The organism is Neobacillus sp. GCM10027624, assembly GCF_042675345.1.
Lineage (GTDB): Bacteria > Bacillota > Bacilli > Bacillales > Cytobacillaceae > Neobacillus > Neobacillus cucumis_D.
The window spans coordinates 177,637-199,016 of the sequence record NZ_JBHTHD010000013.1 but is presented as its reverse complement, the minus strand read 5'-3'; the positions used below and the strand labels follow the sequence as shown (position 1 = coordinate 199,016).

The window sequence follows — 21,380 nt, the reverse complement described above, 5'->3', positions numbered from 1 at the left end:
TGCCGGTGAAGTCGTTCTTTGACTTCATCGGCAGGGCCGAAGCAACCTCGAGGGGCTAGGCGCTGTAGCTGGACAATTCTCAAAGTCCTTTCTGCTCACAGAGCATCTGATCAGTTTCTTCTATTTTTAAGACAGCAGTACCTCAAGGGGGATGAGGTACTGCTGAGAAATCACTACTTAGAAGTTTGGATATTTGCCTTGATTTGTTTTACTGCATCGTCTAGTGCATTTTTAGGAGTGGCTTTACCGGTTACAACCGTTTGAAGTGAGTCAGCCATTGGCTTCCAAACTTGACCCATTTCAGGGATGTTTGGCATCGGTACTGCGTATTGAGATTGCTCAGCAACCGCTTTGGCACCTTCGTTATCCTTAATAGCGGAATCGTCAAGTAATGCTTTATTCGTTGGAACTTCAGCTGTTTGTTCGAAACGGTATTTTGCATTTTCATCATTTGTGATGAATTCTAAGAATTTCGTAGCCCACTCTTGATTTTTAGAATATGCTGAAACATGCCATCCTTTTACACCCATGAACGTTTTAATATGTTCACCATTTGGCATAGTTGGGAGTGCACTCATACCAATTTTGATACCTGCATCCTGGTATGGTTTATACGCCCATGGTCCATTCATAACAGAAGCTACTTTTCCTTCAGTAAATAGACCGTCTAAAGCAGAACCACCATTTTCACCGATGATTCCTTTCGGGAACAAACCTTCTTTATACCATTTTTGAATATACTCCGTACCTTTAACAGCACCTTCATTGTTCAAACCAATATCATTTGGATCAAGGGTTCCATTATTATTTTTGAATACATATCCACCCATTCCGCCGATAATTCCATGTGCGAAATAGAAGTTATCCCAAAGCGCTAAGAAACCGTATTTTCCGCCTTTTGTGAAATCTTTAGAGAATTTATATACCTCATCCATTGTTTTTGGTGGTTCTGGCATTAAATCTTTATTGTAAATAAAAACAGGTGTTTCAGAGGACTTCGGAAGTCCGTAAAGTTTTCCATTGTAAGTTTCTGCATCAATAGAAGATTGAGAGAATGTATCGGTAACACTTTTATCTACTTTTAGCTCAGCAATTAAACCCTCCGTTGCAACCTGGCCAATTTGATCATGTGGTAATGTAACGATATCCGGGCCTGTACCAGCAGGTCCATCAAGACGCAATTGGTCACGCATTTTTGTAGCCATTTCAACTTCTTTGTATTCAATTTTAATTCCGTTTTTCTTTTCAAAATCCGCAGCAACCTTTTTCAGCCAGCCAGATTTGTCTTTATCTTCCCAAACAACTAGTTTTTCCGGTTTTGCTGCCGCTTCTTCTTTTTTGCCATTATCTTTTGTGCTAGACGCGTCTCTTTTAGGACCGCATGCTGCAAGAACACCGAGCATTAAGACAATCATCATAAAAATCGAAAGTGCTTTTTTCATTTCTACCCCTCCTGTTTTATGTAATATTAAAATTTTGTGGTGTGCTTAGTTTTCACCAGATTGAAGAAAATACTATAACGCTTACATTTTGCGAAAACGGTTGCACAACATAATTTCATTATAAGGGGATTATTAAATTTTACAACTACTTTTTTAAAAAATTTTTTTATATTATTTGAAGATGGATAAACTAAATTCTACTAAAATTAGTGATTATCTAGTAAAATTAACCTTATCTAACACTAAAATGAAAGAGTTGATTCGTATTGTTAAGAGAAGCGATTTATCACCGACCAAAAGATAATTATGCATACGTTTGCACAAACGGCGAATTACACATTCAACTTCGGACGAAAAAAAACGACGTAAAAGAAGTAACTCTCCTTCATGGTGACCCATATGATTGGGCTGACAACGGGTGGCAGCCGACAACCGCACCAATGAAAAAAAACGGTTCTGACCAACTGTTTGATTATTGGTTTATTGCTGTCGCTCCCCCTTTCAAAAGGCTGCGTTACGGTTTTATCCTAACGGATAAGTCTGAATCAGCCTGCTTTACGGAAAAAGGATTTTACTCGGATCCTCCTTTGGACGATACTGCCTATTATTTTAGCTTTCCTTTTTTAAATAATATTGATATTTTTCGAGCTCCTGTTTGGGTAAAAAACACAGTATGGTATCAGATTTTTCCGGAGCGTTTCGCAAATGGGAACCCTGACAATGACCCCGGAGGAACCCTGCCATGGGGCAGCATTGAGCCGACTCCTGCTAATTTTTTCGGCGGCGATTTAGATGGAGTTATCCAACATATTAATTACTTAAAGGAACTAGGGATTAGCGGTATTTACTTTACCCCCATCTTTAAAGCCTATTCCAACCATAAATACGATACGATTGACTATATGGAGATTGACCCGCAATTTGGCACAAAAGAGACCTTTAGGGAGTTAATTGAAGTATGTCATCAAAATGGCATTAAGGTGATGCTTGATGCAGTATTTAATCATAGCGGATATTATTTTCCACAGTTTCAGGATGTTTTAAAAAATGGAGAAAACTCCCGCTATAAAGATTGGTTCTATGTCCGCGAGTTTCCTTTGGTGACGGAGCCGGAGCCAAATTATGATACGTTTGCCTTTACGCCGTTTATGCCAAAGTTAAATACGGAAAACCCAGAAGTGAAAGAATATTTGCTGGAGGTTGGCCGCTACTGGGTAAGAGAGTTTGATATTGATGGCTGGCGTTTAGATGTAGCCAATGAAGTCGATCACGCATTTTGGCGTGATTTCCGACGGGAGGTAAAAGCAATCAAGCCAGATTTGTATATTCTCGGTGAAATTTGGCATGATGCAATGCCGTGGCTTCGTGGCGACCAATTCGATGCGGTGATGAATTATCCGTTTACTTCAAATATCCTGAATCTATTTGCCAAGCAAAAAATATCAGCAAAAGAGTTCGTGGAAAATATGACGGGTGTCATTCATATGTATCCACGTAATATCAATGAGGCAGCTTTTAATTTGGTAGGAAGTCATGATACACCTAGAATATTAACGGAATGTGGAGAAGATATTGAACGGGTGAAGCAGATCTATACCCTTTTATTGACCTTTATTGGTACGCCATGTATCTATTACGGGGATGAAATTGGCATGACAGGAGTGATGGACCCGGGCTGCCGCAAATGTATGAAGTGGGATAGAGCAGGGCAAAATCATGAGCTTTTTGCACATGTACAAAAATTGATTCGGCTCCGTCAAGAAAATCCCTTGCTCGCAAATGAAGGTCAGCTTTCGTTCATTCCGCCAGAATTCCACGAAAGCTGCTTAGCTTATACAAAATCTAATGAGAAGCTGACCCTTTTGGTGGTTTTGAATACAAGCAGCATCGAAACTCAGTATGTGGTTCCTTTTGAGTTGAATGGAAAAAAGGTAAGGAATCTTTGGGAAAATGAAGAGCGTGTTGTTTCTGGGGATGAATTAAGTGTTGTTCTGCCTGGGAACGGGTTTATGATATTGGAATTTTAAAGCTTTTAGTTTTTTTAGGACATTTCTTGGCTTGGTATGGCCGGAAATGTCCTTTATTTTGGTTTTTGGGACATTTCTTGGCTTGGAACCACCCAAAATATCCTTAATCCTATCCATCTAACTTCAAAATTCCTATTTACCTTTTAAAACAATTGCCTCATAAGGACGCAGCTCTTTCGGATCCGCCTCTTCGTAGTTAGCAAGGATGATCTCGTACTCAGGAAAACGGTTAACCAAATCCTCATCCTCGATCACTATCGTTTTGTCACTAAAATTACAGAACACAAGCAGACTTTCATCCTTCCAGTTGCGCTGATACGCGAATATCGCCGGATGATCCTGTAAAAGCAACTGAAAATCTCCCTCAACGATAATATCCATCTCTTTGCGAAGAGAAATTAACTTTTGATAAAAATAAAAAATAGAATCCGGATCCTCCAAAGCAGCCTTTACATTAATCTCTTTGTATCTTGGATTCACTTTAATCCAAGGAGAACCGCTCGTAAAACCGCCATGCTCGGAATCATCCCATTGCACTGGAGTTCTAGCATTATCCCTTCCTTTGACATAAATCGATTGCATGATTTCATCATGTGTATACCCTAATGCTTTTCTTTCTTGATACATGTTAAGAGTCTCAATATCGCGGTAATCTTCCAAAGATTCAAATTTCACATTGGTCATGCCAATTTCTTCCCCTTGGTAAATATAAGGAGTCCCCTGCATGAAATGAAGGCAGGCTGCAAGCATTTTAGCCGATTCCACCCGATATTCCTGATCATTACCGAAACGGGAAACAATACGCGGCTGATCATGATTGTTCCAATATAAACTGTTCCAACCTTTTTTGTGTAAGGCGGTCTGCCATTTTGCCAAGTTTTCCTTCAAATCGACAAGATTCAGCGGCTTTAAATTCCACTTTCCACCTGGCGCACTATCCAAATCCATATGTTCAAAGGTAAAAATCATGTTTACCTCATTTCGATTGGGATCCGTATATTGCGCCGCATCCTTAGGTGAGGCCCCAGGCATTTCCCCCACTGTCATCACCGGATTATCCGACAAAACCTGTTCGTTGATTTCCTGTAAAAACTCATGAATTCTAGGTCCATTCATAAAATAACGACTGCCATCCCCATAGGTTTGTCCATCGTGAATTTCACCATCGGGCAGCCCTGGCTCTTTCGAAATAAAATTAATGACATCCATCCGGAAGCCATCAATCCCCTTATCCAGCCAAAATCTCATCATTTGATAAACTTCTTGACGTAGCCTTGGATTTTCCCAGTTCAGATCGGGCTGTTTTTTTGAAAAAATATGTAAATAATATTCATCGGTGATTTCATCATATTTCCAGGCAGATCCGCCAAAAACAGATCCCCAATTATTCGGATCTCTTCCGTCTTTCCCTTTACGCCAAAAATAATAATCCCGATAAGGACTTTCCTTCGACTTTTTTGACTCCACAAACCAGTGATGTTCATCAGAAGTATGATTCACGACCAAGTCCATGACTAACTTTATACCACGTTGGTGAACCTGATCCAGTAATTGATTAAAATCTTCCATCGTTCCGAACTCCTGCATGATTTCCTGGTAATTACGGATATCGTATCCATTATCATCATTAGGTGAGTCATAAACAGGACTTAACCATAGAACGTCCACACCTAAAAGCTTCAAATAATCTAATTTTTCAATAATCCCTTGAAGATCACCCATCCCATCCCGATTGGAATCATGGAAGCTTCGCGGATAAATTTGATAAACCACACTCTTTTTCCACCATTGATTATTTTCCAAATAAATCCCTCCTGTATTCTACAATATAACATATTTATTTTTAGGAGATTAGCTGTCATCTTTTTCAATCCTTTAATTAGTTGAAGTATCCACTTAAGGAAAAAACTACCATTGTAGCCATTTTAATAAATTAATATAGTTATATTACAAATATATAACACTATTAAAAATAGATTATAAATATACATCAGGGGGAAAAAATGAAGAAGTTTTGCTCTACCTTTCTAGTCCTGCTGCTTTTGCTCTCTTCACTTAATTTTATAAATATTGCATCAGCTGAGGAAGTCAAGTTAATGACAGTTAAGTTGAAAAATTACATTGGCAATCAGAAGACACTGACGATTTCTGTAAAAGGTAAATACGACATTCCCGATACGGATGTTTCATTAGTAGAAGGAAAAACGTATAAAGTACAAGTTGAAAACAGTGCACTCTCTTTATATGAAAATAGTACTTTGATTTCAAAGTTTACTAACTTTACTACTGTTCCGAAAGAATATGGAACAAACAATGTAATCTCCATCAATAATCGCCCGTACCTTGGGACAATGAAATTCACATTAGAAAACAATGCATATGTCCGCCCTGTTAACACACTTCCATTAGAAGATTACTTAAAAGGCGTTGTTCCTTATGAAATGATGGCGTCCTGGAACAAGGAAGCATTGAAGGCCCAGGCCATTGCGGCTAGAACCTATGCGGATCGTTACAAATCATTATCTGGTTTTGACGATACTGTCAGTTATCAAGCCTACGGCGGGTATTCATGGAACACAAACAGCACTGCTGCAGTGGATGGAACAACAGGACAAACCCTAACCTATAATGGAAAGTTGATTGACGCATTTTATTCTGCCAGCAATGGAGGAATGACAGAGTCCAATGCAAGTGTTTGGGGAGGCACTCCACTCGCATTTTACCCGATTAAAGAAGATTCATATGATAAAAAGGTTCCATGGAGTTTCACCTTAAATAAAACACAAATTGATACGGCTTCATTAGATTTAGCCCATCCACAAAACTGGTGGTCTTCGGTTAAAGAAACGGATTCCTCACTTGTTACGAGTATAAAAAGCTGGATGATCCAAAATGGCTATTCCGACAAAGAGATTAAAATCACCTCAATCCCTAAATTATCTTTCTCTGACCAATTGACTTCTGGAGGCAGGGTAAAATTAGCAACGATTAAGCTTAATTTCTTTTTAAAGGATCAAACAACAGGTGCTTATGTACTGGATGACCAGAAGCAAATTAAAACAAATACACTTGAATTTACCGATGTTAAAGCGGCAAGAATTCGGGTCATGATTGGCATTAATGTAATGAAAAGTTATTTAATGACCAGTTACCAAGATAATGGTATTTCTTATTCCGTTACAGGTCTCGGTAATGGCCATGGCGTGGGAATGAGCCAGTGGGGTGCGAAAGCGATGGCCGACCAAGGGCTAAGCTATCGTGACATTTTAAATTTTTATTATCCTGGGACAACGTTAACAAACCCTGATTCTGCACCGGTAGTAAATACAGGCAATACTAGTGGAACCGATAATCCCACATCCAGCGTTGTAAATGAAGCTCCTGCTCCTTCGGGCACCAGCAATGACAATGGGATTGAGCAATCAACACCATCTGCTGTTGCTCCAGAGAATACGACGAAGCCACCTAGTATTTCAAATGTTAGCTCTGGTTACAATTCTAAAACCAAGCAAATTACTGCTAACTATACCGTTTATGAGAATGTTACCACAACTGTTTATGTAAAAAATGCTGCTGGAAAGATTATTTCCTATCCTGTAAAAGCGGTTAAACAAAAACCCGGTAACCAGCATGTGACAGTAGATGTTTCAAAGCTGCCAAATGGTGTATATACATTTGGGATTATTGTTTCAAATTCACAAAAATCCTCTGCTATTAGTAAGGTTACCGTAAACAAAATTGTGGTTACGCCTAAGGTTGGTACAGTTTCGAACACGTCTTCATCCGTTTCCGGAACAGCTGAAGCAAAAGCGGCCATTTATGTAAAAGCCGGTTCAAAGGTGATCGGTAAAGGTGTTGCTGACACAAAGGGCAAATTTAAAGTAACGATTCCTAAACAAAAAGCGGGAACTAAACTTTCAATTTCTGCTAAAGATACCATAGGCAATACAAGCAAATCCTTTAATTTAACCGTAAAGGATAAAATTGCTCCATCTAAACCAAAGGTGAATCCTGTTACTTATCGGGACACAGTAGTAACAGGAACAACCGAGGCCAAAGCTACGATCACGATTAAAACTCGTACAAAAACGCTGAAGTATGCGAAGGCTGACTCAAAAGGAAAGTTCAAAGCAACGATTTCAAGACAAAAAACGGGCACAACCCTATATGTGACCTCCAAGGATGCTTCAGGTAATGTAAGCAGTGCAACGGCTGTGAAGGTGAAAGCAAGAAGATAATGAGAACCAGGTTTTCCGCGGGCGATCAGGGGAGCCTCCTAGGCGCTTATGCGTCTTCGGGGGCTCCCCAGCTCCGTTAAGCTTAACTATTCATCCTTAATTACACCTTTTTTTAGAATAAGATTTGCATATTGTGCTTTTTCCCCTGTTGCAACAATGGCAAATGCCTTCTTTGCCCGTTCATAAAAATCAAACCTTGAAACATATTCAAACCTTCGAAATGAAGGCTCATATTTTTTTATTATTTCATCATATTCTTCCCAAATGACAGGGGAAATATTATCACCAGGAACAACATCCATTAATGAAACTGGTAATTCAACATATTGATCAAGTGGAAGGAATTTCAAAATAGCATCTAATAACATAGAAATAGAATGCCCGTCACTTCTTACACTTCTTTGTGTACAGCTCTCAGCAGGAAAATTACCGTCTGCAAGAACAATTTCATCTCCATGTCCCATTTCTAAAAGAATTTTCATTAGGTCTGGTGATATTACTGTGGGTATTCCTTTTAACATAGCTTAACCTCCTTCCATTAACAGAAAAAAGATTCCATCTCTCTTATTTCCTAAATTTGTAATTCCCGAGGCGCTTCACTCGATTTTTCATCCATTTTTTCTTCTTTAAACACATTTGTCAAAGCCCCGAGATTTTCTATTTCTACAGTCACAACATCTCCCTCCCTTAAATATTGCTGATTTTCCTCAGGCTCGCCCAAAACGACTCCTTCCGGTGTACCAGTAAAAATAAGATCACCAGGTTCTAATGTCATATGCTGTGAAATATAACTAACAATTTCAGCAACCGTAAAAATCATGTCGGATGTATTGGAATTTTGCCGGATTTCCCCATTGACAATTGTTTTTAGCATTAGGTTCTGAGGATCATGAATCTCATCAGAAGTTACAAGATAGGGACCAACAGGACTGAAATCATCACAGGTTTTTCCAAGCATCCATTGTGGTGTTTTCATCTGCAGGTCCCTTGCTGATAAATCGTTAACTGTACAGTAGCCAAAAACATAATTTAATGCTTCTTCTTCGGACACATATTTGCATTTTCCACCAATCACGACTCCTAGTTCAACCTCATAATCAAGCTTTTCAGTTACTTTTGGAATAGCGATTTCTGCTTTATGCCCGGTTAAAGTGTTATGGAATTTATTAAAAAGAATCGGAACCTCTGGATACGCAGCATTCGTTTCATCTGCATGCTTTCGATAATTAAGTCCAACACAAATAATTTTACTTGGATAGGTAACACTTGGAGCCCATTGGATACTTTTATTGTTTAATATATATGGCTGATTACTTGAATAATCGAGCCTGTTAACATAGTTTTCTAATTTTCTTATTCTTCCTGAATCCTTAATAACCTCCATGATTGTTTGTGGTATCCCATCATCATTTACATAGTAAAGAGCTTCTTTAATATCAATCAATACATTTTCAGCCTTTACACCTAAAGTTGGTTTCCCTTTTTTAATAAAAGAAAATAATTTCAATTCTAACACTCCTTTTAGATTAAATTAGTCTAAGCATTCTTCCCAAACACGACTCCTCCATCAATATAAAGAGGCGAACCCATCATAAAGGTTGACTCATCGGAAGCTAAAAATAACGCCGCTTTTGCAACATCTTCTGGTCTTCCAAGTTCACCGCTAAGCTGACGGGTTTTAATAGACTCTAAAGCCTCCTCCGGGTCACTATATGAATCTTTTAAATATTTTTCAACAAACGGGGTTAGGATTGTCCCCGGCAAGAGAGCATTGACACGAATCTGATAGGGTGCATAATCTACCTGCATGGATTTGGTTAGGGCTAAGACTGCTCCTTTTGATGCAGAATAGGATGCACGCTTTGCAAGTCCAATCTCTGCGATGCAGGATGACATATTAATAATTGATCCACTTCTTCGTTCCATCATATATGGTAAAGCAAATTTACTCGTCAAGAATACTCCTCTTATATTTACATTCATTACCTGGTCCCATGCCTCCGGATTGATTTCATGAAGCCTGCCTACTCCGCTAATCCCTGCATTGTTAAAAAGTATGTCAATCCTTCCAAACTTTTCAATAATCTGTTCAATCATTTCTTTTACAGAATGCGCATCAGTCACATCAGCATGAATAAAAGTTGCATCTCCGCCAGTTCTAATTATTTCCATCCTAGAGTTTTCGCCATTTTCACGGTTTAGATCAATAATTACAACTGAAGCACCTTCTTTTGCAAAGAGTATCGCTGTACTTTTTCCAATACCAGAACCAGCTCCGGTAATACACGCCACTTTATCCTTCAACCTCATAAATTCACACCACCTTAATGATTTAGAAACACAAGTTTCATTTATAAACTGATTCCAATCCGATTAATACTAAATTCCTGATGACCTAGTATTTCTGCTTTTGATAAACAACCTGATGCTACTTTCATTATTTCATCAAAAATCCTTTTTCCAGCGGTATCTAAGGTTTCTTTTCCACTTAAAACCGCACTCGTATCGAGGTCAATATTATCCTCCATCCTTTTTCCGGTTATTTCATTTCCCGTAATTTTGATAACGGGAACGATTGGGTTACCTGTTGGTGTACCTAATCCTGTCGTAAAACATACAATATGAACGCCAGCTGCGGCCATACCCGAAACACATTCAATATCGTTTCCAGGAGAATCCATAAAATAGAAACCTGTTCCCTTAATTGGCTCTGCATACTCTACCACACCCTTTAACGGACTGTTTCCAGCTTTACTAATGCAGCCTAGCGATTTTTCTTCGATACTAGAGAGTCCACCTTCAATATTACCTGGACTTGGATTTCCGCCCCGCATATCAACACCCATACGCTCAATTTCCTTTTCAAACCGTTCTACACAAAAAAATAGTTTCTCTCGAACTTCATCGGAAACAGCTTTGTTGGCTAAAATATGTTCTGCACCAATGATTTCTGTTGTTTCTCCCATTACAACACTTCCGCCAAGACCAGTGATTATATCCGAAGCTTTTCCCAATGCAGGGTTGCTGCATAACCCGGAAGTTGCATCGGACGCGCCACATTTTACCCCAACAATTAACTCGGATATATGAATATCTTCCTGTTTATACTGAGTTACTAGACCAACTAAACTTCGGGCTGCCTCAACACCTTTGTTAATTGTTTTTATAGACCCCCCTGTTTCTTGGATATCAATCCAAATAACAGGCTTACCCGTTTCCTTAATTTCATTATGAATCTCTTCCGCATTAATCACTTCACATCCAAGGCTTACAATTAAAACAGCCCCCACGTTTGGATTCTTCCCCATACCTACAAGAACCTGATGTGTACGTTTCTTATCTTCCCCCACTTGACTGCACCCGTGCTGATGTGGAATCGCTACGGTTCCTGGTACCTGCTGCTGAATCCTGTTTACTACCTGATTCGCACAAACAACGGTTGGAATTAATAAAACATGGTTTCGAACCCCTACTTTTCCGTTTGATCTACGATAGCCTTTGATGAATGCCATAAATTTCCCACCTCTTTTTCAAAATGATTATCGCCTCTTCCCCTGATTCCCTCTAAATTATGGATGTGCACGTGTTCCCCTGGTTCAATTAATTGGTTTGCAGCACCAATAGATTCCCCGTATTTTACGATATGTTCCCCGTTTAGGATTGGCTCGATGGCTACTTTATGTCCAAATTTCACGTCCTCTTTCATTAAGATTGTCCGGCTAATACCAGCGACGATGATTGAAATAGATTCTCCCTGTTTCACATTACGAAGAAGAGTTGCAACGTTATCTTTACTACTCATTACAATGCAGCTGGAATTTGATTCGAACGAATATTCTGTCAATTCAAAGCACTTCCTTTCTATTTAGATACATGATTCCACTCTGGCTTCGGTCCAGCAGCATAGCCAATGGTTGCTCCGCCATCCGCAACAATATTTTCACCTGTAATAAAAGAAGAATCATTGCTTGCTAGAAATAATACTATGTTTGCAATTTCTCCTGGTGTGGCAGTTCTCCCTAGCATATGGGACTGGTCCTGGGATTCACGAGCCTTATCTGGATCCTCATGACGCTGAATCCATTCTTCCAATAGTGGTGTATAAACACCAGCAGGACTTATGGCATTTACTCGAACTTGATTCGGTGCAAGATCAATTGCCATTGCTTTTGTAAAAGCAACCACCGCTCCTTTTGTAGCAGAATAAGCAGGATTATTTTGCTGACCGACTACTCCTGTCATCGAAGCCATATTAATAATGCTTCCTCTGCTCCTTTTCAGATGCTCCATTGCATATTTTACGGTTAAAAACATACTTTTTACATTTACGTTAAATACTGAGTCCCATTCCTTCATTGTTATATCCTGTAATTTTTTAGGCAGAATGGACCCTGCATTATTAAATAAAATATCAATTTTGCCATAGATCTTAATCGTTTGATCTATTAGCCGTTTAACATCCAATTCATTTGAAACGTCACATACAATCCCTTCAATTTGTAATCCCTGTTGTTTAAATGATTGAATAACTAGTTTTGTTTTCTCTTCATTCAGGTCGGCAATTACTACATTCGCTCCCTGAGACGCAAATAATTGAGCAGTTGCTTCCCCAATCCCACTTGATCCGCCTGTAATTATGGCTACTTTATTTCGCAGCTTCAAATTTCTTCCCCCCTATGTTCTTTGTGTTTATAGCAAATTTAGTTTGTAAAATTTGTTTGCATTTCCCGCAAATATCGCTTCCTTTTCTTTGTAAGATAAATTTGCAGGTAAGGCTTCCAGGAGAACGTTATATACATCTTGATAGCTTCCTGCCAATAAACAAACAGGCCAGTCACTGCCGAACATCACAGAATCCGTTCCAAAAACTTTAATAACATGATGAACATATCGCCTTATATCAGATATGTTAAACGGCTGCTTCGATTGAGTAATAAGCCCTGATAATTTACACATCACATTTGGAAAACTCGCAACTTTTTCTATATAATCGCCATAAGGCTGAAGAAGTTCTTTACCTATATCAGGTTTTGCAATATGATTGATCACTGCCCTTAAACCTGGGAACCACTCCAATAACTGAATAATAACCGGAAGGTGCCGTGGGAAAATTAATAGATCAATTGGAAAATCATCCTTAACCAACTGTTCAATATTTTTTAAAACGGCAGGTCGCAGGATCCAATCATCATCCACCAAATCTTGGAGCATCGGTCTAACTCCAATAAAACCCCTATGCTTTTTTAATCTTTCATACACGTCTACAAAATGTTCTGACTCTAAATCAATCCAACCAACGACTCCTGCAATGAATTCATACTTTTCAAATATCTTTAAAAGCATATCTGTCTCAAAAACGGTGTCTGCGGCTTGAACTAAAATAGTTTTGTTTATTTGAAGATCTTTTAAATGAGGCAATAATTGTTCCGGACAATAGTCACGATATAAAACAGTTTGTTTAGGACTTAACCAGTGATAGAATTTATTATCCAGTTTCCAAAAGTGTTGGTGTGAATCGATGAGCATCGATATTTCCTCCCATTCTTAAATCATTCTTGAGGGCGGGACTTGATAGTATTTTTTAAAACATCTACTAAAATAATGGGGATCATTATAACCTGTCATTTCGGCTACAAATTGGATATTTTTACAACCATTTAATAGAAGCTGCCTGGCATTCTCCATTCTTATTTTTGTCAAATACTCAATAATCGTGGTACCTGTTTCCTTCTTGAAAATTCTACTTAAATAAGATGGATTTACATGCAAATGATCAGCTATTGAACTTAGACCGATTTCACAGTCCCGAAAACTTTCTTCCATTAAATTAATCGCTTTGACTGAAATTGACTTCAACTCTGAAAGAGATTGTTGTGAGATTGAAATTGCTTCTATGAGTAAATTCATTAAATAATTTTTAATCTCTTCAATTGAACGGAATTGTTCAGTAAATTTTTCAAAATGATTTAATTCAATGAAATAATCTTTCTTCAACTCAAAATCATCAATACCTTTACTTATACTGCTAATCAATTCCTTAATAAAACTAAAAAACTTAATTGAGGGAATTTGGTTTTCTTTACATAAATGTAATATATTTTCAAGTTCATTTTTTGAGAGTTCCTCATTTCCCGACTTTACAAAAATAGATAGTTTATTAATTTTTTCCATAATGATGTTTTCCGAGCTTGCACTTGGAATCGCATAGAAATGAACTTTCCCCGGACCTTGTGTCAAACGGTTATGTAATGCAAATTTTGCCTTTTGAAAAATTTCACCAAATAATTTTAGGTTGTTTGTTTCTGGGCTAAATCCAATGGAAAATGAGGTATTAAAATAGGTTGATAATTCTTTTAATAGAAGCGTCAACTTATTAGGATTAACATTCTCAAGTAAAAAAGGTAGAAAGATTTTATCATTTAATTCGAATGGATACACAGATGATGGAGATAAGTAATTTACAACGAATTTTGTTAATTTCAATTGTTCTATCACTTCTATTGGCTCATCAGGAGACAAAAGTAGGAAACAGCAGGATTTCCCTTTAAGTAAAGGAAAAAGATCATGATAGGCTTGGCTTATCATGGCAGTAATTGGACCATTTAATAAATGATAGAAAATGTAGGATTTTAATTCTCCCTGCTTTATGACAGTAGTGGCTAAATTTTCTGTTTCCTTCTTATTCTTGAATTTTTGTAGCATTTCGGTTAAATCCTCTGCACGCACCGGCTTCAATAAATAATCAAAAACTTCTAATTGTACAGCTCTTTTTGCATATTCAAACTTTTCATAACCTGTTAAAAAGGTAATAAAGAGATTTTTTTGTTCATTATGAAGGATCCTTGCGAGCTCTAGTCCATCCATTAATGGCATATTTATATCAATGATGGCTAAATCGACTGAATTGTTTTGAATGAAATTCAACGCCTTTTCGCCATTTTCTGCTTCCCCTATAATGGAGCAGTTAAAACTGCTCCATTCAATACAGTGTTTTAATCTTTCCCTTATTAAAGGTTCATCATCAACCAAGAGAACTTTATACATATGCCTTTTCCCCTTCACTAATTGCTGGAATGATGATCTCTACAGTTGTTCCCTTTCCAGGACTGTTATGAATAATTAGCCCATACTTTGCTCCAAAGTATTGTTTAATACGTTCACTACAGCTATATAATCCAAACCCTATATTTCCCTTTTCAGCTTTTTCTTTTAAGAGTGATTCTATCGATTTATCAAAAGTTCCCTCCCCATAATCATTTACTAATATATGGATATTCCTTCCTCTCCTCTCACCAATAATTTCAATATAAATCGTACCCTCATCATCTTTAAAATTATGGCGGATGGCATTTTCAATTATTGGCTGTAAAGAGAGTTTCACAATTTGATAATTAAATATTTCTGGATGGAAAATAAATTTATATTTTAGCTTTTCCTTGAACCGAATGCTAAGGATTTCTAAATATCTTTTCGAAATGAGCATTTCATCTTCCATTGAAATAATTTGATTTCCTTTACTAATTACCCCTCGGTAAAAGTCCGCCAATTTATGAGTTAATTCTATCACTTCTTTGTTTTGCCCTGTCTCTGCTAATCCGCAAATATTTTCAAGCGTGTTATATAAAAAATGGGGGTTTAACTGTGACTGAACGCTAATTAATGCATACTTTCGTTTTTTTTCCTGCTCTTTTACCACTGTCTCCATTAGTTCTTTTGTTCTTCTCACCATTTTATTGAACTCTTTAGCAAGCATCCCAATTTCATCACGACTATTAATATCCAGCGAAACATCAAGGTTTCCATTTTGCACTTCTTTAACCACACCGCTTATTTTCTTTAAAGGTTTGGTTACAAGCTTAGATATTAATAAAGTCATAATTATAACGCTGGCAATAACAATAAATCCGATAACAAGGAATGCCCTCATCAAGGAATGGTTTACAGATAAAATATCCTTAATTGGAACAAGACCGATTATGATCCAATTTAACTTTGGCAAAGGCTGTGAAACAATTAGGAACTCTTTTCCGTCAATCTTAACCCTGTGTCCACCTTGGTGTTTTTTTACCCAAGAGAAATAAGGCTGCATTTTTATAGATTGATAGATTTTTGAAGATTGATGATGCGAAACGATTTCTCCCTGTTGATTTATTATGAAAATATTCCCTTTCCTCCCAAAACCAACAGAGTTATATTGTTCACGAATCCAACTTTCCTTAAGACTTACTTGGATCTGCCCTAGTGGTCTTGCAGTTCTCTCGGAATTATATCTTTGAAAAAAAGATACAATATCCAGTTGCTTTGCGTACAAAGTATAATTGCTCTTGTAGACACCTTTCCATGCGATGGCATGAACTGAATTAGTTGTGAAATTATATGGCATCCCCCTGCTCAATAAGGATATTTCCCCTGAATCATAGACCATGCCGTTATTTCCAAAAATAATTATGGCATCAATATAATCTTTTGTACCCTTTATTTCACTTAAGACATTTTTTACCTCTTCCTTATTTTGATAGTTAATCAGTGAATTACTATTCAGTGGCAAAGAAGAATATTTCTGAACAATTGAGTTCGTAACTACCAACTCTGCAAGCTTTTCTGTTTCAGTGAAGATTAAATCTAATTTATTTGAAATCAAACGGAAATTTTGATTCGTATTATCGATCGTTTTTTGAACAAGAATTTTAGAAGAAATATGATAAGTTATGATCATTGAAAAAGCTAAAAATCCAATAACTAAGCATAAAAGGATAAATGTTAATTTCGCATTTATGGAAGAATGTATTGGCTTAAAATTTTTTAGGAAGGAAATCATTTTGCTTCCTCGCTTTCAAAAAAGCACCGTCAACAAAATTCCCCTTCGTACGACGGTGCCTGACAGATCTACAGAGTCTATTTAAGAAATACCTCAATGACTGGGACAATTGTTTCGGGTTTTTGAGTAGGTAATAGAAATACAATCTCTCCGGATTCAATGATTGGTACATCGTGATGAAAAATACCATCCCCCGTCTCTTCTTGAACTTTAAATTCAACTTCAGAATGGTCATGCATAAAACGGGCATATTCAACTTCTACTTTGTTACCATCTGTTTCTAAGTGAATAGTGCGGTAAGGCCATGAAAAAACATGAATATATAAGCGCTTTCTTTTTTGGGTTAAACGACAATCAACGGGTGCTTTAAAACCGCTTTCTCTTGCGCCATAAATGGACTGGGCATGATTCTTCATCCAGTTTTGTAGGGAATCCAACAATTGTACAGCTTTTGTTTCAAAAACTCCTTTTCCGTTTGGACCAATATTTAATAGGAGGTTCCCATTCTTTGAAACCGTATCAATTAACATTTTAATGATCATTTCCTCTGACTTCCAATTGAGATTATCCCGATCATACCCCCACGACCCATTTAATGTTTGACATGCTTCCCAAACAACCATTTTTCCATTTTTAGTTAAAGGAGCCTTCGGCTGATACTGCTCAGGTGTCTGAATTCCTCTTTGTAGGTCAAGCCTATTATTCAGAATAATATCGGGTTGAAGTGTAAGAACAAGTTTTTCTAGCTCCTCGGATTTCCAATCACCAGCACCTTTTCCTTTAGACCATCCCCAATCCCTATCAGGATATGAAAAGTCGAACCATAAGTAATCAATTTTACCATAACCGGTTAATAACTCCTCTACTTGATTATGTAAATAGGCGGCATATTTCGAAAAATCCCTTTGATTCAATTCTTCAGGTCGATCCTCTCTAAGTGGGTGAAGCCCGTCTATTGTAAAATGAGGATGATACCAATCAATCAATGAATAATAGAATCCTATTTTTAAACCTCGTTTTCTAAAAGCATCTACAAATTCTTTTAAAAGATCTTTGCCATAAGGTGTATTGGTTACCTTATAATCTGTATATTGGGAATCCCACAATACAAAGCCTTCATGGTGCTTCGTGGTTAAGACTACATATTTCATTCCTGCCTGTTCAGCCTTTAATGCCCATTCATCTGGACAATTGGATTCTGGATTAAAAAGGTGAAAATATTTTTTGTATTTTTCAGGGTGAATTTGTTCTCTTGTCATTACCCACTCATGTCTAGATGGCAGTGTATATAACCCAAAATGAATAAACATACCAAATCGGTCATGCAAAAACCAGGAAGGGTCGCCATAATTCTGTGGCCAATCTATATTTTTCAAATTTACCACCTTACCTTTTTTTGATAATACCAACACCTTACCAATCCATTTGAGTGATTGTCAATGAAGCGAAAATCATGTTATGAATATTCAATTTATTATTTTAATAAAATATTATTAATAGATATACTTTATAAATTTCAATAATCACTTACTTTAATATTATATTGTTATTGGCATTTTGCATCAAATCACGTTCCGCAATATTCAAAATAGTAAAAAATTTATACCACACGTAAAATTTCTCCATGTTACAAATTTTAGGATTCATCTATACTTTGATTAAATTCGAAAAGGGGGCTTGAATCATTTGAAGAAAACGCTTACTTCCTTAATTGTTTTCCTATTATTATTAACAATTGTTTTATCCGGCTGCAGCTCGGCAGATAAAACAAGCAACGAGGAAACTAAGGATTCTAAAACTACAACAATTCGTATTTTATCGAGATTTGGCGGAGATGATCCTGAGTCAAAAGCTTTTAAAGAGCTTTTAAACAAATTCATGAAAGAAAATCCCACTATAAAGGTAGTAGACGAATCGTTAAACGATGAAGCAGCATTTAATAACAAATTTAAAACATCTGTTGCAACTGGAAACGTACCAGATATCTGGACTAATTATGGTGGTCAGGCTTTTAAAGAATATGCTCAAAATATTGCTTTAGATTTAACTAAATATCTTAATGACGATAAAGAATGGTCCGGTGCCTTTTTACCTTTGTTTGATACATGGAAATATGATGACCTTCCAGGTGTCTATGGTGTACCGTCTGAGTTTTACAGTATTGCCATGTTCTACAATAAAGATCTCTTTAAAAAGATTGGTGAGGAACCGCCAAAATATGTAGAGGATATACCAAGATTACAAGAGAAATTTGCTAAAGAAGGAATCGTTCTGCAAAGAATGGGAGATAAGGAAAACTTCCGCGGCGGACATTTAATCAGTAATCTTGCCTTAAAAAAATTTGGTTTGCAAAAAACTGAAGATTTAATAAGTGGAAAAGCCAAATATACCGATCGAGATATGCTTGAGATTTTTAAAATTATGAAACAGTGGGCGGATCTTGGAGTGTTTGGCGACAATATTGTTACTACAGACGATAATGAAGCAGTTTCAGCCTTTACAAGCGGCAAGAGTGCAATGCTGTTCCAAGGAAGCTGGGGAATCTCATCCCTTGCTGAATCAAGCATTGCAGATAATATCGGTATTATTCCATTCCCTGGCTTTAAAGACCAGCCAAATAACCAAAATATTTGGCATGGTGGTGCTGGAGGATTCTCTGTTTTCAAGGAAACAAAAGGGGCTAAACGAGATGCAGCCATTAAATTACTTAAATATTTGACTTCCGTAGATGCCTTTAAGTACTACTTTGAAAAATCAGGTGGCGGTGTTTATCCTGTGAAAATGGATATGGGTTCAGCAAAAGTAGATCCAGTAACACAAGCTTATACTGATGCATTAAAATCGGCTACCGAATTTGATATGGAAATCACAGCCTACGATCCACGTCCACAATTCCAAGATAAATTAAGAAATGAAATACAGGGGATGTTTGCAGGAAATAGTGCTAAAAAGGCAGCTGAAAACATCCAAAAATTCTCGGATAATCTGAAATAAATCCATTCGTTGATACCGTCCTTTCTAATAAAGGGCGGTATCAAAGTGACCAAACTAAAGGAGGGTTTAAAAATTTTTATTAAAAAACAGTCCTTTTTAATTCTTCTATTTTTAGTTCCATCGCTTATTCTATACTCTATATTTTTTATTTTGCCCATTTTTCAAACTTTTTATCTATCATTCTTTACTTGGAATGGAATAAAATCATCACCATTTATTTTTAATGGCTTAAACAATTTTATTCTTCTCTTTCAAGACGAAGCATTCTATCGATCATTAAAAAACGTCCTAGTTTTTATAATTGGATCCTTTGTGCTTATTATGCCTGGCGGCTTTATACTTGCTTTAATTATAACTTCTAAATTAAAGGGGCGTCGTTTTTTTCGAATCACCTATTTTATTCCTTCTATTCTTCCATTAACCGCATTGGGGTTATTATGGCAGTTTCTACTTAAAGGAAAAGGGGGGCTTATTAATAACATTCTTATTTCTATTGGATTAGATAATCTTGCTAAAGATTGGTTAGGGGATCCTCATCTTGCCATCTATTCAGTAGTTGCTGTCAATGCGTGGATTTTTCTAGGCTTAAATATGATCATCTTTGCAAGCGGAATGGTTTCAATACCTGAAGAAATTTACGAAGCCGCTACCATAGATGGAGCCAGTGGTTTTCAAAAGGTTTTTTACATTACCATTCCATTAATGAAGGAAGTTTTTAAAATTTTTTCCATTCTAGCAATTACCCAATCAATTCGGGTTTTTGCCCAGGTATACGTTATGACTGGAGGAGGGCCAAACGGGGCAACGGAAGTACCAACCACATTGCTATATAATCAATCTTTTGTCTATAACAATTTTGGTGGTGGAAATGCCATTGCAACCTTTATTGTAGTAACGGCTCTGATCTCTACAATTATTCTTAATCGTCTATTTCAAGGGAAATCTACTTCCAAAAGGGTGATTACAAGAAGGACAGGTGGGAAAAATGAAAAAAAGCAAAATATTTATTTATAGTTTCTCCATTCTTTGTTCCATTGTTTTTCTTTATCCACTTTTCTTTAATTTTATCTCTTCCTTTAAAGATAATGATGGAATCTATAATGAAATTTTAGCTTTACCAAGTCACTGGAGGTTTGAAAATTTTATTGTAGCCTTTAAATCTGCGAATATTCATATCGCAATTCTTAATTCTCTAATATATGCGACTGGTGGAACATTTCTGGCTTTAGTTTTAGGATTGCTTTCCTCCTATCCGCTTGCACGTCTTAAATTTAGGCTAAATACCCCTATTTACTTATATTTTACTCTTGGGTTAATGATCCCTGTTTTTTCTATGTTAATCCCGATTTCACGAATCATTACAGCTATTAACGGATTTAATAACTATATTGTCATGATTATCCTTTATGCCGTTTTTGAACTTCCTTTAACTATATTCTTAATAACTGGTTATATGAAAGGTATTCCAAGGGAATTAGACGAGTCTGCCATAATGGATGGATGCGGTCCCTTTCGTTTACTTTTTCAAATTCTAGCACCTTTAACCATGCCAGCTATTTCTACTTCTGGTATTCTAGCCTTTTTTAGTATTTACAATGACCTTGTGTGGAATGTTCTCTTTATTAATAATCATAACATGTATAACATCTCAATGGGATTACTTACGTTTGTTGGGAAAATGGGATCTTCTCAAATGGGCCCAACTTTTGCTAGTATTTTTATCACCATTATTCCTACAATTATCGTTTACCTTTTCTTCCAAGAAAAAATCGAAAAGGGTCTTGGATCTGGTTCAGTTAAGGGGTAGTTTTTCCATTGAGAATCGTGTTGGAACATAAAATTTTCTTCGATAATCCATATA

At 36.8% G+C, this 21,380-nt stretch carries 17 protein-coding genes; 5 read left to right on the top strand and 12 right to left on the bottom strand.

What is annotated here, in order from left to right; genetic code table 11:
- Positions 1-173 precede the first annotated feature (173 nt).
- Positions 174-1,442: an extracellular solute-binding protein gene (locus ACFQZ9_RS22005; RefSeq protein WP_327837650.1), complete on the bottom strand. Its 1,269-nt coding sequence runs from the start codon at positions 1,440-1,442 to the stop codon at positions 174-176.
- Between the two features lie 266 nt (positions 1,443-1,708).
- Between ACFQZ9_RS22005 and ACFQZ9_RS22000 the strand changes: the two genes are divergently transcribed.
- Entirely contained in the window at positions 1,709-3,469 is a 1,761-nt protein-coding gene (locus ACFQZ9_RS22000; protein WP_498945417.1) for an alpha-glycosidase, read from the top strand.
- 132 nt (positions 3,470-3,601) lie between these two features.
- On the opposite strand, the gene ACFQZ9_RS21995 is transcribed toward ACFQZ9_RS22000, so the two are convergent.
- The gene (locus tag ACFQZ9_RS21995; protein WP_498945416.1) at positions 3,602-5,272 is read right to left on the bottom strand and encodes a glycoside hydrolase family 13 protein; all 1,671 of its coding nucleotides are present in this window, start codon (positions 5,270-5,272) and stop codon (positions 3,602-3,604) included.
- 200 nt (positions 5,273-5,472) lie between these two features.
- On the opposite strand from ACFQZ9_RS21995, the gene ACFQZ9_RS21990 reads away from it, so the two are divergent.
- Complete coding sequence (locus ACFQZ9_RS21990) at positions 5,473-7,707, top strand: SpoIID/LytB domain-containing protein (RefSeq protein ID WP_498945415.1); 2,235 nt, start codon at positions 5,473-5,475, stop codon at positions 7,705-7,707.
- A gap of 86 nt (positions 7,708-7,793) precedes the next feature.
- Here ACFQZ9_RS21990 and ACFQZ9_RS21985 read toward each other — a convergent pair whose 3' ends face one another.
- The 10 genes from ACFQZ9_RS21985 to ACFQZ9_RS21940 all read right to left on the bottom strand — a co-directional run bounded on the left by ACFQZ9_RS21985 (position 7,794) and on the right by ACFQZ9_RS21940 (position 17,901).
- On the bottom strand, positions 7,794-8,228 hold the full coding sequence (locus tag ACFQZ9_RS21985; RefSeq protein WP_498945414.1) for an RbsD/FucU family protein: 435 nt from the start codon (positions 8,226-8,228) through the stop codon (positions 7,794-7,796).
- Between the two features lie 50 nt (positions 8,229-8,278).
- Positions 8,279-9,214 carry a fumarylacetoacetate hydrolase family protein gene (locus ACFQZ9_RS21980; protein WP_498945412.1) on the bottom strand — a complete coding sequence of 312 codons (936 nt, stop codon included), beginning with the start codon at positions 9,212-9,214 and terminating at the stop codon, positions 8,279-8,281.
- A 29-nt stretch (positions 9,215-9,243) separates the two neighbouring features.
- Positions 9,244-10,017, bottom strand: coding sequence for an SDR family NAD(P)-dependent oxidoreductase (locus ACFQZ9_RS21975; protein ID WP_498945410.1), 774 nt, complete (start codon positions 10,015-10,017; stop codon positions 9,244-9,246).
- Positions 10,018-10,058: 41 nt separating this feature from the next.
- The gene (locus ACFQZ9_RS21970; protein ID WP_498945408.1) at positions 10,059-11,219 is read right to left on the bottom strand and encodes a UxaA family hydrolase; all 1,161 of its coding nucleotides are present in this window, start codon (positions 11,217-11,219) and stop codon (positions 10,059-10,061) included.
- Positions 11,177-11,551, bottom strand: a complete 375-nt coding sequence (locus ACFQZ9_RS21965) for a UxaA family hydrolase (RefSeq protein ID WP_498945407.1) — start codon at positions 11,549-11,551, stop codon at positions 11,177-11,179. The genes ACFQZ9_RS21970 and ACFQZ9_RS21965 overlap by 43 nt, the downstream gene beginning before the upstream one ends.
- 17 nt (positions 11,552-11,568) lie before the next feature.
- Positions 11,569-12,369 carry an SDR family NAD(P)-dependent oxidoreductase gene (locus ACFQZ9_RS21960; protein ID WP_498945406.1) on the bottom strand — a complete coding sequence of 267 codons (801 nt, stop codon included), beginning with the start codon at positions 12,367-12,369 and terminating at the stop codon, positions 11,569-11,571.
- Between the two features lie 27 nt (positions 12,370-12,396).
- Complete coding sequence (locus ACFQZ9_RS21955) at positions 12,397-13,233, bottom strand: amidohydrolase family protein (RefSeq protein ID WP_498945405.1); 837 nt, start codon at positions 13,231-13,233, stop codon at positions 12,397-12,399.
- Positions 13,234-13,251: 18 nt separating this feature from the next.
- On the bottom strand, positions 13,252-14,751 hold the full coding sequence (locus ACFQZ9_RS21950) for a response regulator (RefSeq protein WP_498945404.1): 1,500 nt from the start codon (positions 14,749-14,751) through the stop codon (positions 13,252-13,254).
- Complete coding sequence (locus ACFQZ9_RS21945; RefSeq protein WP_498945403.1) at positions 14,744-16,423, bottom strand: sensor histidine kinase; 1,680 nt, start codon at positions 16,421-16,423, stop codon at positions 14,744-14,746. Before ACFQZ9_RS21945 ends, ACFQZ9_RS21950 begins: the two co-directional genes overlap by 8 nt.
- Positions 16,424-16,602: 179 nt before the next feature.
- Positions 16,603-17,901, bottom strand: a complete 1,299-nt coding sequence (locus tag ACFQZ9_RS21940; protein WP_498945402.1) for an alpha-L-fucosidase — start codon at positions 17,899-17,901, stop codon at positions 16,603-16,605.
- A gap of 310 nt (positions 17,902-18,211) precedes the next feature.
- Here ACFQZ9_RS21940 and ACFQZ9_RS21935 point away from each other — a divergent pair, with 310 nt between their 5' ends.
- Genes ACFQZ9_RS21935 through ACFQZ9_RS21925 form a run of 3 tightly spaced genes read left to right on the top strand, consistent with a single transcriptional unit; the run spans position 18,212 to position 21,326 of the window.
- Complete coding sequence (locus ACFQZ9_RS21935; RefSeq protein ID WP_498945400.1) at positions 18,212-19,519, top strand: ABC transporter substrate-binding protein; 1,308 nt, start codon at positions 18,212-18,214, stop codon at positions 19,517-19,519.
- 45 nt (positions 19,520-19,564) lie between these two features.
- Complete coding sequence (locus tag ACFQZ9_RS21930; RefSeq protein ID WP_498945399.1) at positions 19,565-20,533, top strand: carbohydrate ABC transporter permease; 969 nt, start codon at positions 19,565-19,567, stop codon at positions 20,531-20,533.
- Positions 20,505-21,326 carry a carbohydrate ABC transporter permease gene (locus ACFQZ9_RS21925; protein WP_498945398.1) on the top strand — a complete coding sequence of 274 codons (822 nt, stop codon included), beginning with the start codon at positions 20,505-20,507 and terminating at the stop codon, positions 21,324-21,326. Before ACFQZ9_RS21930 ends, ACFQZ9_RS21925 begins: the two co-directional genes overlap by 29 nt.
- The last annotated feature ends 54 nt before the right edge of the window (positions 21,327-21,380 follow it).